Raw genomic sequence first — 14767 nt, 5'->3', positions numbered from 1 at the left:
GATTCTCCGCGATGACCGCACCCGCCTCCCCAACCCCTCTTTCCCAGGATGAACTCAAGGCCCAGGTCGGCCTTGCCGCGCTGGCCTACGTGGTCAAGGGCGAGATCGTCGGCGTGGGCACCGGCTCCACGGTCAACAAGTTCATCGACGCGCTGGCCACGATCAAGGACGAGATCAAGGGCGCGGTCTCCAGCTCCGTTGCTTCCACCGAACGTCTGCGCGCGCTGGGCATCCCGGTGTTCGACAGCAACGAGGTGGAAGAACTGGCCGTCTACATCGACGGCGCCGACGAGATCGACCACCGGGGCTTCATGGTGAAGGGCGGCGGCGCGGCGCTCACGCGCGAGAAGATCGTCGCGGCGCAGTCCAAGCGCTTCGTCTGCATCGCCGACGCCTCCAAGCTGGTCGAGACGCTCGGCGCGTTTCCGCTGCCGGTGGAAGTGATCCCGATGGCGGTGCGCCGCGTGATGCGTCAGTTCGCCAGCCTGGGCGGCATCGCCCAGGTGCGCGAAAAAGACGGCCTGCCGCTGGTGACCGACAACGGCCAGCACATCGTCGACGTGACCGGCTTGCGGATCACCGACCCGCGCGCCTTCGAATCCGAAGTGAGCCAGTGGCCGGGCGTGGTGACGGTGGGGGTCTTCGCCCACCAGAAGGCCGACGTGTGCCTGCTGGGCACGGCGTCGGGCGTGAAGACGTTGCAGTTCGCCGGCTGAACGGCGGCGATGCAGCACGGGGAGTACGGGGGCGCGGCCCCCGTCGTTCCTAGAACTTGATGCCGGCCGGGTTGTTCGGGCCCGGTGCGTTCGAAGGCGGTGCCGGCGCGGGGTTCGGCGGCTGCAGGGGCGTGTCGGTCGCACGGGGCGCAGCCGCCGCCGGTGCCTGCTGCGCAACGAGCGGACGCGCGGCGGGCGGACGGTAGCCCGGGGGCAGGCTGTTGCTCTTGGGATAGCCGGCCGCATCGAGGTAGCGCGACCATTCCACATCCGAGAAACCCTTGAGCTGCTGCGATCCGACGGTCAGCAGCGGCAGCGCGTTCTGTCCGCTCAGGCGCTGCAGGGCGTCGACGTCCTCGTTGCTCTTGATGGTGCGTTCCTCGAAGGGAATGCCGCGCGTGGTGAGCAGCGTGCGCGCCTCGTTGCAGGGGCCGCAGCTTTCGCCGCTGTACAGCGTGACGGGGTAGCGCTGTGCCACCTGGCGCAGTTCGTAGGGAAGCCCGCTGTTGGTCGGCGCGTTGACGCCGGCCGGCTGGGGCCCACCCGTCGGCGCGTTGGTGACGACGGGGGGCTGGTCCGAGAACGTGACCTTGCCGTTCTTGTCGACCTGGCGGTAGACCGCCTGCGCCAGCACGCTGGCAGTCGACAGCACGAGGACCAGGCCGATCAGGCCGCGCATCGGGAGTTTGTAAAAAGTCGGATACATATCTCCCGAGTATCGCAAGCTTCAGCGCCGTATCAAGCGGGCTGTGCCTGAGCCATGCCCTGATGTCGCAGCAGCGCATCAAGCTGCGGCTCGCGGCCGCGGAAGGCCTTGAACGAATCCATGGCGCTGCGGCTGCCGCCGGCCTCCAGGATGGCCTGGCGGTATCGGCGGCCGGTCTCGATGTTCGGCTCGCCGTCGGCGCCCACGGTTTCCTCGAAGGCCGCGTAGGCGTCGGCGCTCAGCACCTCGGCCCACTTGTAGCTGTAGTAGCCGGCCGCGTAGCCGCCCGAGAAGATGTGGCTGAAGGTGTTCGGCGTGCGGCTGAAGGGCGGCGAGGGCATCACGGCCACCTCGGCGCGCACCTGGCCGAGCAGCGCCATCACGGCGCCCGGCTGGGCGGCGGCTTGGTGCTCGGTGTGCAGCAGCATGTCGAACAGCGAGAACTCGATCTGGCGCAGCGTCTGCAGCCCGCTCTGGAAGTTCTTGGCGGCGGTCATCTTGTCGAAGAGGGCGCGCGGCAGCGGCTCGCCGGTGTCGACGTGGGCCGTCATGTGGGCGAGCACGTCCCACTCCCAGCAGAAGTTCTCCATGAACTGGCTCGGCAGTTCGACCGCATCCCACTCGACGCCGCTGATGCCCGACACGTCGCGCTCGTTCACCTGCGTGAGCATGTGATGCAGGCCGTGGCCGAACTCGTGGAAGAGGGTGGTCACGTCGTCGTGCGTGAGCAGCGGCGGCTTGCCGTCGACACCGCTGGCGAAGTTGCACACCAGCTGCGCGACCGGCGTCTGCAACAGGCCGTCGTCGGGGCGCAGCCAGCGGGCGCGCACGTCGTCCATCCAGGCGCCGCCGCGCTTGGCGGCGCGGGCGGAAGGGTCGAGGTAGAACTGGCCGACCTTCTGGCCGCCACGTTCGATGCGGTAGAACTCGACGCTCGGGTGCCAGGTGGGCGCGCTGTCGCGGCGGATCGACACCTCGAACAGCGTCTCGACGATCTTGAACAGGCCCGCCATCACCTTGGGCGCGGGGAAGTACTGCTTCACCTCCTGTTCGCTGAAGGCGTAGCGCGCTTCCTTGAGCTTCTCGCCGACGTAGGTCCAGTCCCAGGCCTGCGGGTCGACGAGGTTCAACTGTTCGGAAGCGAAGGCGCGCAGGTCGGCCAGGTCGCGCTCACCGTAGGGCTTGGCCTTGGCGGCGAGGTCGCGCAGGAACTTGACGACCTGCTCGGGCGATTCGGCCATCTTGGGCACGACCGAGAGTTCGCCGAAGTTCTTGTAGCCCAGCAGCTTCGACTCTTCCTCGCGCAGCGCGAGGATCTCGGTGATGAGTGCGGTGTTGTCGAACTTCGGATCGCCGAGTTCGCTGGCGCGCGTGACGTAGGCGCGGTACAGGGTTTCGCGCAGTGCGCTGCTCTTGGCGAACTGCATCACCGGCAGGTAGCAGGGCATCTTGAGCGTGAGCTTGTAGCCCTGCTTGCCTTCGGCCTCGGCGGCCGCGCGCGCGGCGCTCACCACGTCTTCGGGCACGCCGTCGAGTTCACCGAGCTGCGCGTAGTGCGCGAAGGCGTCGGTGGCGTCGAGCGCGTTCTCGCTGAACTTCTGGCTCAGTTCGGCCTGGCGTTCCTGGATGTCGGCAAAGCGCTGCTTGGCCTCGCCCTGCAGCTCGGCGCCGCCGAGCACAAAGTTGCGCACGGCATTCTTGTGCGCCTGGCGCTGCTCGGGGTTGAGCGTGGCCGGGTCGATGGCCTTGTACTTGGCGTACAGGCGCTCGTCGGAGCCCAGCCGGGTCCAGAAGGCGGTCACGCGCGGCATGGCCTCGTTGTAGGCGGCGCGCAGCTCGGGCGTGTCGGCCACGGCGTTGAGGTGACCGACAGCGCCCCAGGCGCGGCTGAAGCGTTCGGAGGCCACGTCGAGCACCTTCGAGATCGCGAGCCAGTCGGCCGGGAATTCGGGCGCCGTCACCGTCTGCAGCGCGGCCTCGGCATCGGCCAGCAGCGCGTCGACCGCGGGCGACACGTGTTCGGGCTTGATGCGGTCGAACAGGGGGAGGTCGGTGAAGTCGAGGAGCGGATTGGTCATGTGAAAGATCCTGGGCGAGCGTAGCGAAGCCATTTCGGGAACCACCGCGGAACCGGCTTTGCCGGGCCGCCGGTGGTGCCCCTTGAGGGGGAGGCGGCTACACGCAGTGAGCCAACAACGGGGTGGTTCTTATCTTGCGGCGCGTTCGGCCGCTTCAAGGGTGTTGACCAGAAGCATGGCGCGCGTCATGGGGCCGACGCCGCCGGGCACGGGGGTGATCCAGCCGGCCACTTCCTTCACGCCGTCGAAATCGATGTCGCCGGCCAGCTTGCCGTCGGCCTTGCGGTTCATGCCCACATCGATGACGACCGCGCCGGGCTTCACCATGTCGGCGGTCAGCAGGTCGAGCTTGCCCACGGCGGCGACGATCACGTCGGCCTGGCGCGTGATCGCACCCAGGTCCTGGGTGGCGCTGTGGCAGATGGTCACGGTGGCGCTCTTGGCGAGCAGCATCATGGCCATCGGCTTGCCGACGATGTTGCTGCGGCCGATGACCACGGCGTGCTTGCCGCGCAGGTCGTAGCCGATCGATTCGAGCATCTTCATGCAGCCGTGCGGCGTGCAGGGCCAGAAGCCCGGGGCGCCGGTCATCAGCGCGCCGGCGCTGGCCACGTGGAAGCCGTCGACGTCCTTGGCGGGCGAGATGGTCTCGATGACCTTCTGGCTGTCCATGTGCTTGGGCAATGGCAATTGAACGAGGATGCCGTGCACCTTCGGGTCGTCGTTGAGGGCACGGATGCGCGCCAGCAGGTCGGCCTCGCTCAGGTCGGCGGGGTAGGTCTCGAGCGTGGCCGCGAGGCCGGTCTCGGTGCTGTCGTTGACCTTGTGCTTGGTGTAGACCTGGCTCGCCGGATCGCTGCCCACCAAAATGATGGACAGGGCCGGGTTCACGCCGCGAGCCTTCAGCGCAGCGGTGCGGCCGGACACCTCGGCGCGGATGGTTTTGGCGAGGGCGTTGCCGTCGATCAGTTGGGCGGTCATCGGTTTTGATTTTCCAAGTAAAAACGCCCGCTTGCGCAGGCGTGGGGAAGGTGCGTGGCTATCGGCGGGATAGCTGCGGCTCAGGAGGCCTTGGCCGTGGGGGCCGCTTGCCCGAGCGCGATCTTGAGCAGATCGGCCACGGTGTTGGCGTTGAGCTTTTCCATGATGTTGGCGCGGTGCGCCTCCACCGTCTTGATGCTGATGCCCAGGTCGTCGGCGATCTGCTTGTTCAGGCGGCCGGCGACGATGCGCTCGAGCACTTGCGCCTCGCGGCCGGTGAGCTTGGACAGCAACGCGTCGCGGCTGGCCGACTGCTGGTGCTGCGTGAAGGCGCCGCGTGCGTGTTCGAGCATGCGCTCGACCAGCGACACCAGCTCTTCGTCGTTGAAGGGCTTCTGGATGAAATCCATCGCGCCCTTCTTCATGCTGTCGACCGCCATCGGCACGTCGCCGTGGCCGGTGATGACCACGATCGGCAACGGAGAGCGCCGTTCGATCAGTCGATCCTGCAATTCGAGGCCGGTCATGCCGGCCATGCGGATATCGACGATCAGACAGGCGACTTCGCGCGGGTCGTATCGGGAGAGAAAGGATTCGGCGGACTCGAAACAGCGGACTCTGTAGTCCTTGCCTTCGAGCAGCCATTGCAGTGAATCGCGGACGGCTTCGTCGTCATCGACGACATAGACCGTGCCCTTCTTCGGAATCAAACTCATGCAGGTACCTTTGCCTCGTCGCTTGCTACGGAACTGATAGCGTCCAACACCGGAATCCAGAAGGAAAAACGGCATCCGATCACATCCGGGCCATTGTAGATGTTCTCCGCCTGCATCCGGCCGCGGTGCGACTCGACGATGGTGCGGCACAGGTTGAGCCCGATGCCCATGCCTTCGGGCTTGGTGGAGAAGAAGGCCTCGTAGAGCCGGTCCATGACCTCGGGCGAGAGGCCCTTGCCCGTGTCCTGCACCGAGAACTCGATGGCATTTTGCCCCTCGATCACCTTGGGCAGCACGCGCAATTCGACGCTGCGGCGCGCCAGCGGGCGGTCGGCGATGTCGATGGATTCGGCCGCGTTCTTCAGCAGGTTGACCATCACCTGCTCGATGAGGATCGGGTCGACGCGCACCACCGGCAGCCGCGCGGCCACGTAGTGGTTCAGGCGCACGTTGCGCCGGCGCAGCTCGATGCCCGCGAGTTCGACCGCCTCGCTCACCATGGTGGCGACGTCGGCCGGCGTGCGGTTGGGTTCGCTGCGCTTCACGAAGGAGCGGATGCGCTGGATGATCTGGCCTGCGCGCTGCGCCTGCTTCGAGGTCTTCTCGAGCGCGGCAAGCAGGGCGTCGTTGTCGATCGTCTGCCCCTTGATGCGCGACATCATCCCGTTGCAGTAGTTGGCGATGGCCGTCAGCGGCTGGTTGAGTTCGTGCGCCACGCTGGACGCCATCTCGCCCATGGTGATCAGGCGGCTCGCGGCCTGGGCCTTGTCGGCCTGCGCGGCGGCCTGCTCTTCGGCGTCGCGGCGCGGCGTGATGTCGGTGGCGATCACCAGTTGCGCGAGGCGGCCGTCGACCCAGGTCAGGTAGCGCGAGCGCACCTCGAGCCACTTGCCCAGGTGCGGCACGAAGATCTCGTTGTTCGCGGTCTGGGCGGCGGTCAGGGTGTCGATCGGCAGGCCGGCGTAGGGGTCGACGTCGTCCAGGCCTTCGTCGTGCGCGTTCGACGGCGGCACGCCGGCCTGCGCCACCATGCCCAGGTGGCCCACGGTGTCGGAACCGAACCACAGGCGGTACAGCTTGTTGGCGAACAGCAGCTCCTCGCTGCCGATGGGCGCCACCGACACGGCGGCGTCGAGCGCTTCGAGCACGGTGGTGAAGCGTTCGTACGAGGCGGACAGCTGCTCGCGGATGCGCGTCGGCTCGGTGATGTCGGTCATCGACGTCATCCAGCCGGTCTGGTGGCCGCGCGCGTCGATCAGCGGCGACACGTACAGGCGGGCGTTGAACACGCTGCCGTTCTTGCGCTTCACGCGCACCTGGAAGCCGCCGGGCAGGGCGCGGCCGTGCAGCTCTTCTTCGAGGCGCTCGTTCATCACCTCGCGGTCGGATTCGAGCCAGTAAGGGAAAGGCGGCGTCTGGCCGACCAGTTCGTCCTCGCTCCAGCCCGTCATGGCACAGAACGCGGCGTTCACGTAGGTGATGCGGCCTTGCAGGTCGAGCACGCGCATGCCGGTGAGCATGGAGTTTTCCATCGCACGGCGGAAGTTGGTTTCGGCCACCAGCCGCTGCTGCGCCTGCAGGCGGCGGCGCGTGTGGCGCCAGGTGCCGATCAGCATCCAGCTGGTCATCACGCTGAGGGCGCACACGAGCCAGAAGAGTCCGTTGCCCACCACGCCCTGCGAGGTGCGGTAGGCCTGCGCGCGCAGCATCAGCGCGTTGCCCACGGGCGACACCGGCACTTCGTATTCGTTGGTGGCTTCGGTCCAGGGCAGCAGGCGGGTGCCGCTGTTCTTCAGCGGCGTGGTGTTGCCGGCGATCACGTTGCCCTTGGCGTCGAGCAGCGAGACGGCGTAACGCGCCTGCACCTCGGAGGGCATGCCGTAGCGCAGCAGGCCGTCGATCGAGAACTCGCCGAGCACCACGCCGGCGAACAGGCCCTGGTCGAACAGCGGAATGTGTAGCTGCAGCATCGCGGCCGGTTCGCCGCCGGCCACGGGCTGCGAGTACACCGGCTGGCGCAGCTCGCGCGCCAGCGCATAGTTGCTTTCGATGTCGCCGGGGCGCAGCACGTCGCCGATCAGGTGCTGTTGCGCCGGATGCACGCTGGGCGCGGCATAGCCGGCCTTGAAACGACGGCGGTCGTCGATCCAGCTGATGGTCTGCAGCTCGGGGAACTGGCTCACGAGCGACTCGGCGCGGCTCGTGAACTCGACCGGATCGATCTCGCGGTTGGAGGCATCGCGCGCAATGCGCATCAGCTGTTCCTGCCGCTCCAGCAGGCGAAGTCGCATGCGCTGTTGCGCGTACTCGACATCGCGCCGCACCGACTCCTGCTCGCGCTCGACTTCTTCGGAGCGCAGGTACCAGAACGCCGACACGATGGCCGCGAGAAACAACAGCACGGCCGCCATCGGCGCGAGCATCGCGACGGCGTCCTGCAGCACGGGTGTCTGCTTGCGCCACCACGTGCGCCACCAGGACAGCGGCGAGGCTTTGACGGCACTGCGGGCGACCGCGAGCGGGGAGGAAAGGGGCATGGGCGGAGTTTAGGTGATGGCCCTCTCAGGCAAGAGGCCCTGCCGGGGACGTGCCTCCTTGATATTTCATAATAAGAAATCAACAAGCACTATTTGAAATAGGGAAACTTCTATGCGAAACTCCGGCGCGCTCGGTGCCCAGCGCACTAAATTACAGCCACAGCCCTAAAAGGAGAGACAAGCATGTCGGCAAATCCCGAGAACCTGTTCGGCTCGGCCGCAAACGATGCGGACGCCCAGGAGACGCGTGAATGGATGGATGCACTGTCTTCCGTCATCCAGAGCGAAGGGCCCGAGCGGGCGCACTTCCTGCTCGAACAACTGCTCGAACATGCGCGCCAGAACAGCGTCGACATGCCGTTCTCGGCCAACACCGGCTACGTGAACACCATCGAGCCGGGCGTGGAAGCCCGCAGCCCCGGCAACCTCGAGATCGAACAGCGCCTGCGCGCCTACATGCGCTGGAACGCCATGGCCATGGTGGTCAAGGCCAACCGCATCCACCCGCCCGAAGGCGGTGACCTGGGCGGCCACATCGGCTCCTTCGCCTCGCTGGCCAGCATGTTCGGCGCCGGCTTCAACCACTTCTGGCACGCCGAGAGCGAAAACCACGGCGGCGACCTGCTGTACATCCAGGGTCACGTGTCGCCCGGCATCTATGCCCGCGCCTACCTGGAAGGCCGCCTCTCCGAAGACCAGCTGCTCAACTTCCGCCAGGAAGTGGACGGCAAGGGCCTGTCGAGCTACCCGCACCCCAAGCTGATGCCCGAGTTCTGGCAGTTCCCCACGGTGTCGATGGGCCTGGGCCCGCTGATGGCGATCTACCAGGCGCGCTTCCTGAAGTACCTGCACGCCCGCGGCATCGCCAACACCGAGAACCGCAAGGTCTGGGTGTTCTGCGGCGACGGCGAAATGGACGAAGTCGAATCGCTGGGCGCCATCGGCCTGGCCGCGCGCGAGAACCTCGACAACCTGATCTTCGTCATCAACTGCAACCTGCAGCGCCTGGACGGCCCGGTGCGCGGCAACGGCAAGATCATCCAGGAGCTCGAAGGCGAGTTCCGCGGCGCCAACTGGAACGTCATCAAGCTCATCTGGGGCAAGGGCTGGGATGCCCTGCTCGAGAAGGACCATGACGGCGCGCTGCGCAAGATCATGATGGAGTGCAACGACGGCGACTACCAGTCGTTCAAGGCCAACGACGGCGCCTACGTGCGCAAGAACTTCTTCGGCCGCGATCCGCGCACGCTGAAGATGGTCGAGCACCTGACCGACGACGAGGTCTGGAACCTGCAGCGCGGCGGCCACGACTCGCAGAAGGTGTATGCCGCCTTCCACGCCGCCCAGAACCACAAGCGCCAGCCCACCGTGCTGCTCGTCAAGACCGTCAAGGGCTTCGGCATGGGCAAGATCGGCGAAGGCAAGAACACGGTCCACCAGACCAAGAAGCTCGGCGACGAGGACATCAAGGCCTTCCGCGACCGCTTCAACATCCCGATTCCCGACAGCCAGATCGCCGAGCTGCCGTTCTACAAGCCGGCCGACGACACGCCGGAAATGCGCTACCTGCACGAGCGCCGCAAGGCCCTGGGCGGCTACCTGCCGCACCGCCGCGTCAAGGCCGACGAGAGCTTCACGGTGCCCTCGCTCGACACCTTCAAGGCGGTGATGGAGCCCACGGCCGAAGGCCGCGAGATCTCGACCACGCAAGCCTACGTGCGCTTCCTCACGCAGCTGCTGCGCGACAAGGCCCTGGGCCCGCGCGTCGTGCCCATCCTGGTGGACGAGGCCCGCACCTTCGGCATGGAAGGCCTGTTCCGCCAGATCGGCATCTACAACCCGCACGGTCAGCAGTACACCCCGGTCGACAAGGACCAGGTCATGTACTACAAGGAAGACAAGGCCGGCCAGATCCTGCAAGAGGGCATCAACGAAGCCGGCGGCATGTCCAGCTGGATCGCGGCGGCCACGTCGTACAGCACGAACAACCGCATCATGGTGCCGTTCTACGTGTACTACTCGATGTTCGGCTTCCAGCGCATCGGCGACCTGGCCTGGGCGGCCGGCGACATGCAGGCCCGCGGCTTCCTGCTGGGCGGCACCTCGGGACGCACCACGCTGAACGGCGAAGGCCTGCAGCACGAAGACGGCCACAGCCACATCCTGGCCAACACCATCCCGAACTGCGTGAGCTACGACCCGACCTTCGCGCACGAAGTCGGCGTGATCCTGCACCACGGCTTGAAGCGCATGGTCGAGAAGCAGGACAACGTCTACTACTACCTGACGCTGCTCAACGAAAACTACGCGATGCCCGGCCTGCAGCCCGGCACCGAAGAGCAGATCATCAAGGGCATGTACCTGTCCAAGCAGGGCCCGGTGGTCAAGGCCGCCAAGGGCGCGAAAGAAGCGCCGACCGTGCAACTGCTGGGCAGCGGCACCATCCTGCGCGAGAGCTTTGCCGCGCAGGAGCTGCTCGAGAAGGAGTGGGGCGTGTCGGCTTCGGTGTGGAGCTGCCCGAGCTTCAACGAACTGACCCGCGACGGCCAGGACGCCGACCGCTGGAACCTGCTGCACCCCGACCAGACGCCGCGCGTGCCCTTCGTGGCCGAGCAGCTCGGTGCTTCGACCGGCCCGGTGATCGCGTCAACCGACTACATGAAGGCCTACGCCGAGCAGATCCGTCCGTTCGTGCCGAAGGGCCGCACCTACAAGGTGCTGGGCACCGACGGGTTCGGTCGCAGCGACTTCCGCGCCAAGCTGCGCGAGCATTTTGAAATCAATCGTCACTACATCGTGGTGGCTGCGCTCAAGGCGCTGAGCGAAGATGGCACCGTGCCGGTGGCCAAGGTGGTGGAAGCGATCAAGAAGTACGGCATCAATGTCGACAAGGTCAACCCGCTCTACGCTTGAACATCAACAACCAACGAACGAACGGCGCCTGACGGCGGGAGACAACGATATGGCAGCAGTGGAAGTGAAAGTGCCCGACATCGGCGACTTCGATGAAGTCGCGGTGATCGAGGTGCTCGTGAAGGTGGGCGACACGGTCAAGGCCGAGCAGTCGCTCATCACGGTCGAATCGGACAAGGCGTCGATGGAAATCCCGTCGTCCACGGCCGGTGTGGTCAAGGAAATCAAGGTCGCCGTGGGCGACAAGGTCAAGGAAGGCTCGGTGGTGCTGGTGGTCGAGGCCGAGGGCGCGGCTGCCGCCGCCCCGGCACCGGCCGCTGCGCCTGCTGCCGCGGCACCAGCTCCGGTTGCTGCAGCGCCTGCGCCCGCCGCAGCCGCGCCGGTGGCCTCGGGCCCGGTCGACATTAAGGTGCCGGACATCGGCGACTTCAAGGACGTCGCGGTCATCGAGCTGCTGGTGAAGGTGGGTGACACCATCGCCGCCGAGCAGTCGCTGATCACGGTGGAGTCGGACAAGGCCTCGATGGAAATCCCGTCGTCGGCCGCCGGCGTGCTGAAGGAGCTCAAGGTCAAGGTCGGCGACACCGTCAACATCGGCGACCTGATCGCGGTGCTCGAAGGCGCCGCGGGGGCTGCCGCACCGGCGCCCGCGCCGGCACAGGCCGCGGCTGCCGCGCCCGCCGCTGCAACCGCCAGCGCACCTGCGCCGTCCGCCGCAGCACCTGCTGCAGCCGCCCCGGCCCACCAGCCGACCTCGGCCCCCACCGGCAGCCTGCCGCACGCCTCGCCCTCGGTGCGCAAGTTCGCACGCGAACTCGGCGTGCCGCTCGAAGAGGTCAAGGGTTCCGGCCTCAAGGGCCGCATCACGCAGGAAGACGTCCAGAACTTCACCAAGGCCGTGATGAGCGGCCAGGCCAGCACCAAGGCCTCGGCGGCCAAGGCGCCGGCCGGTGGTGGTGGCGACGGCGCGGCGCTGGGCCTCATCCCGTGGCCGAAGGTCGACTTCACGAAGTTCGGCACCGTCGAGCGCAAGGACCTGTCGCGCATCAAGAAGCTCAGCGGCGCGAACCTGCACCGCAACTGGGTGATGATCCCGCACGTCACCAACAACGACGAAGCCGACATCACCGAGCTCGAAGCCTTCCGCGTCTCCACCAACAAGGAGAACGAGAAGTCGGGCATCAAGGTCACGATGCTGGCCTTCGTGATCAAGGCGGTGGTCGCGGCGCTGAAGAAATTCCCCGACTTCAACACCAGCCTGGACGGCGACCAGCTCGTCTACAAGCAGTACTACAACATCGGCTTCGCGGCCGACACGCCCAACGGGCTCGTGGTGCCGGTGCTGAAGGATGCCGACAAGAAGGGCATCCTGCAGATCAGCGCCGAGATGGGCGAACTCGCCAAGAAGGCGCGCGACGGCAAGCTCGGCTCGGCCGACATGCAGGGCGGTTGCTTCTCGATCAGCTCGCTCGGCGGCATCGGCGGCACGCACTTCACGCCCATCATCAACGCCCCCGAAGTGGCCATCCTCGGCCTCTCCAAGGGCCAGATGAAGCCGGTGTGGGACGGCAAGCAGTTCGTGCCGCGTCTCACGCTGCCGCTGTCGCTGTCGTACGACCACCGCGTGATCGACGGCGCCCTGGCTGCGCGTTTCAACGCCTACCTGGGCCAGGTGCTCGCGGACTACCGTCGCATCCTGCTATGACCACGGTTGTGGCCGTCCGAAAGGGTGGCCAGGTCACGATGGCGGCCGATTCGCTGGTGACCTTCGGCGACACGCGCATGTCGCACAACGCCGAAGCGAACCAGAAGATCTTCACCGTCGAGGATGCCGCGGGCCAGAGCCTGTTCGCGGTGGCGGGCGCCGCCGCGCACCAGCTGGTGCTCCAGCATGCGCTGGCGGCCCAGCCGCGCGAGGCGCTGCAGTTCGGCAGCAAGCACGAGGTGTTCCACACCTTCACGCAGCTGCATCCGGTGCTGAAGGACTCGTTCTTCATGCAGACCAAGGAAGACGAGCACGAGCCCTACGAGTCGAGCCAGTTCACCATGCTGCTGGCCAACCCGAGCGGCATCTACGGCATCTACAGCTACCGCGAGGTGTTCGAGTTCAAGCAGTACTGGGCCATCGGCTCGGGACGCAGCTTCGCGCTCGGCGCCATGCACGCGGCCTATGACAACAAGTCGCGCAACGCGCGCGACGTGGCGGAGGCGGGCATCGCCGCCGCCTGCGAATTCGATCGCAATTCGGCCCTGCCGGCCGACGTTCTCACACTCAAACTGAAAGTGTCCAAATGAGCGAACAACACATCAAGGTGCCGGACATCGGCGACTTCGACGAAGTCGCGGTGATCGAGGTGCTGGTCAACGTCGGCGACACGGTCAAGGCCGAGCAGTCGCTCATCACGGTCGAATCGGACAAGGCCTCGATGGAAATTCCGTCGTCGGCTGCCGGCGTGGTGAAGTCGCTGGCCGTGAAGGTGGGCGACAAGGTCAAGGAAGGCTCGGTCGTGCTGACGCTCGAGGTCGACGGGGCCGCTGCGGCCGCGCCGGCTGCTGCACCCGCACCGGCGGCAGCTGCGCCTGCGCCCAAGGCGGCCGCACCGGCCCCTGCTGCGGCAGCGTCCGTGGTGGTGTCCAGCTACGGCGGCAAGGTCGATGTCGAGTGCGACGTGGTCGTGCTCGGCGCCGGCCCCGGCGGCTACTCGGCCGCCTTCCGCGCGGCCGACCTCGGCCTGAAGGTCGTGCTGATCGAACGCTACGCCACGCTCGGCGGCGTGTGCCTGAATGTCGGCTGCATTCCCTCGAAGGCGCTGCTGCACGTGGCGTCCGTCATGGACGAGGTGAAGCACTTCGCCGACCTGGGCGTGAGCTTCGCCGCGCCCACGGTCGACCGCGCCAAGCTGCTCGGCCACAAGAACAAGGTGGTGGGCAAGCTCACCGGCGGCCTCACGGCCATGGCCAAGATGCGCAAGGTGACGGTGCTGCGCGGCGTCGGCAACTTCATCGACCCGTACCACCTAGAAGTCGAAGAGACCTCCGGCACGAGCTGGGACACCACCGGCAAGAAGCAGACCGTCAAGTTCCGCAACGCGATCATCGCGGCCGGTTCGCAATCGGTGAGCCTGCCCTTCATGCCGAAGGACCCGCGCGTGGTCGACTCGACCGGTGCGCTCGAGATGGGCACCGACCCCAAGCGCATGCTGGTGCTGGGTGGCGGCATCATCGGCCTCGAGATGGGCACGGTGTACTCGACGCTGGGCGCGCGCCTCGATGTGGTCGAAATGCTCGACGGCCTCATGCAGGGCGCCGACCGCGACCTCGTGAAGGTCTGGCAGAAGATGAACGCGCCGCGCTTCGACAACATCATGCTCAAGACCAAGACGGTCGGCGCCGAAGCCACGAAGGAAGGCATCAAGGTCACCTTCGAGGGCGAGAACGCGCCGAAGGAACCGCAGGTGTACGACCTCGTGCTGCAGGCCGTGGGCCGCAGCCCGAACGGCAAGAAGATCGGCGCCGAGAAGGCCGGCATCACGGTGAGCGACCGTGGCTTCATTCCGGTCGACATCCAGATGCGCACCAACGTGCCGCACATCTTCGCTATCGGCGACATCGTGGGCCAGCCCATGCTGGCGCACAAGGCGGTGCACGAGGCGCACGTGGCGGCCGAGGTGATCGCTGGCGAGCAGAAGGGCGACAAGGAGCTGTCCAGCGCCGCCTTCAACGCTCGCGTGATCCCCAGCGTGGCCTACACCGACCCCGAGGTGGCATGGGTCGGCCTCACGGAAGACCAGGCCAAGGCCGAAGGCATCAAGGTCAAGAAGGGCCACTTCCCGTGGACCGCGTCGGGCCGTGCCATCGCCAACGGCCGCGACGAAGGCTTCACCAAGTTGCTGTTCGACGCCGAGACGCACCGCATCCTGGGTGGCGGCATCGTCGGCACGCACGCGGGCGACATGATCGGCGAGATCGCGCTGGCCATCGAGATGGGCGCGGACGAGATCGACATCGGCAAGACCATCCACCCGCACCCGACGCTGGGCGAAAGCATCGGCATGGCGGCGGAAGTGGCGCACGGCACCTGCACGGACCTGCCGCCGGCGAAGAAGGCCTGAGCGACATA

10 protein-coding genes are annotated in these 14767 nt (G+C 66.7%); 5 read left to right on the top strand and 5 right to left on the bottom strand.

Going from position 1 to position 14767, the window contains the following annotated elements; genetic code table 11:
- Positions 1-11: 11 nt before the first annotated feature.
- Positions 12-716 (top strand): ribose-5-phosphate isomerase RpiA, encoded by a 705-nt coding sequence (rpiA, locus tag AC07OH_RS10095; RefSeq protein ID WP_492676694.1) that lies wholly within the window; start codon positions 12-14, stop codon positions 714-716.
- 49 nt (positions 717-765) lie between these two features.
- Here the strand turns inward: rpiA and AC07OH_RS10090 are convergent, their stop codons facing one another.
- The 5 genes from AC07OH_RS10090 to AC07OH_RS10070 form a co-directional block, all read right to left on the bottom strand.
- Positions 766-1395 (bottom strand): glutaredoxin family protein, encoded by a 630-nt coding sequence (locus tag AC07OH_RS10090; protein ID WP_495300502.1) that lies wholly within the window; start codon positions 1393-1395, stop codon positions 766-768.
- A gap of 59 nt (positions 1396-1454) precedes the next feature.
- On the bottom strand, positions 1455-3500 hold the full coding sequence (locus tag AC07OH_RS10085; protein WP_495300501.1) for a M3 family metallopeptidase: 2046 nt from the start codon (positions 3498-3500) through the stop codon (positions 1455-1457).
- Positions 3501-3629: 129 nt separating this feature from the next.
- Complete coding sequence (gene folD, locus AC07OH_RS10080) at positions 3630-4481, bottom strand: bifunctional methylenetetrahydrofolate dehydrogenase/methenyltetrahydrofolate cyclohydrolase FolD (RefSeq protein ID WP_495300500.1); 852 nt, start codon at positions 4479-4481, stop codon at positions 3630-3632.
- An 80-nt stretch (positions 4482-4561) separates the two neighbouring features.
- The gene (locus tag AC07OH_RS10075) at positions 4562-5197 is read right to left on the bottom strand and encodes a response regulator transcription factor (protein WP_099790122.1); all 636 of its coding nucleotides are present in this window, start codon (positions 5195-5197) and stop codon (positions 4562-4564) included.
- On the bottom strand, positions 5194-7734 hold the full coding sequence (locus tag AC07OH_RS10070) for a PAS domain-containing sensor histidine kinase (RefSeq protein ID WP_056580072.1): 2541 nt from the start codon (positions 7732-7734) through the stop codon (positions 5194-5196). The genes AC07OH_RS10075 and AC07OH_RS10070 overlap by 4 nt, the downstream gene beginning before the upstream one ends.
- A 183-nt stretch (positions 7735-7917) precedes the next feature.
- On the opposite strand from AC07OH_RS10070, the gene aceE reads away from it, so the two are divergent.
- From aceE to lpdA, 4 genes are read left to right on the top strand one after another with little or no spacing between them, the layout of a single operon-like run.
- Positions 7918-10647 (top strand): pyruvate dehydrogenase (acetyl-transferring), homodimeric type, encoded by a 2730-nt coding sequence (gene aceE / locus AC07OH_RS10065; RefSeq protein WP_495300499.1) that lies wholly within the window; start codon positions 7918-7920, stop codon positions 10645-10647.
- Between the two features lie 49 nt (positions 10648-10696).
- Positions 10697-12352: a dihydrolipoyllysine-residue acetyltransferase gene (gene aceF, locus AC07OH_RS10060; protein ID WP_495300498.1), complete on the top strand. Its 1656-nt coding sequence runs from the start codon at positions 10697-10699 to the stop codon at positions 12350-12352.
- Positions 12349-12942 (top strand): Ntn hydrolase family protein, encoded by a 594-nt coding sequence (locus AC07OH_RS10055; RefSeq protein WP_095745669.1) that lies wholly within the window; start codon positions 12349-12351, stop codon positions 12940-12942. The genes aceF and AC07OH_RS10055 overlap by 4 nt, the downstream gene beginning before the upstream one ends.
- Positions 12939-14759 carry a dihydrolipoyl dehydrogenase gene (gene lpdA, locus AC07OH_RS10050; protein ID WP_495300497.1) on the top strand — a complete coding sequence of 607 codons (1821 nt, stop codon included), beginning with the start codon at positions 12939-12941 and terminating at the stop codon, positions 14757-14759. Before AC07OH_RS10055 ends, lpdA begins: the two co-directional genes overlap by 4 nt.
- Positions 14760-14767 lie beyond the last annotated feature (8 nt).

Source organism: Variovorax sp. GW821-FHT10C12, assembly GCF_059415405.1.
This window is presented reverse-complemented; position numbering and strand designations above follow the sequence as displayed.

Bases quoted from the DNA above. Each gene is read 5' to 3' on its own strand.
- AC07OH_RS10055 (WP_095745669.1), top strand. From the start codon at position 12,349: ATGACCACGGTTGTGGCCGTCCGAAAGGGTGGCCAGGTCACGATGGCG.
- rpiA (WP_492676694.1), top strand. From the start codon at position 12: ATGACCGCACCCGCCTCCCCAACCCCTCTTTCCCAGGATGAACTCAAG.
- AC07OH_RS10070 (WP_056580072.1), bottom strand. From the start codon at position 7,734: ATGCCCCTTTCCTCCCCGCTCGCGGTCGCCCGCAGTGCCGTCAAAGCC.
- folD (WP_495300500.1), bottom strand. From the start codon at position 4,481: ATGACCGCCCAACTGATCGACGGCAACGCCCTCGCCAAAACCATCCGC.
- lpdA (WP_495300497.1), top strand. From the start codon at position 12,939: ATGAGCGAACAACACATCAAGGTGCCGGACATCGGCGACTTCGACGAA.
- aceE (WP_495300499.1), top strand. From the start codon at position 7,918: ATGTCGGCAAATCCCGAGAACCTGTTCGGCTCGGCCGCAAACGATGCG.
- AC07OH_RS10090 (WP_495300502.1), bottom strand. From the start codon at position 1,395: ATGCGCGGCCTGATCGGCCTGGTCCTCGTGCTGTCGACTGCCAGCGTG.
- aceF (WP_495300498.1), top strand. From the start codon at position 10,697: ATGGCAGCAGTGGAAGTGAAAGTGCCCGACATCGGCGACTTCGATGAA.
- AC07OH_RS10085 (WP_495300501.1), bottom strand. From the start codon at position 3,500: ATGACCAATCCGCTCCTCGACTTCACCGACCTCCCCCTGTTCGACCGC.
- AC07OH_RS10075 (WP_099790122.1), bottom strand. From the start codon at position 5,197: ATGAGTTTGATTCCGAAGAAGGGCACGGTCTATGTCGTCGATGACGAC.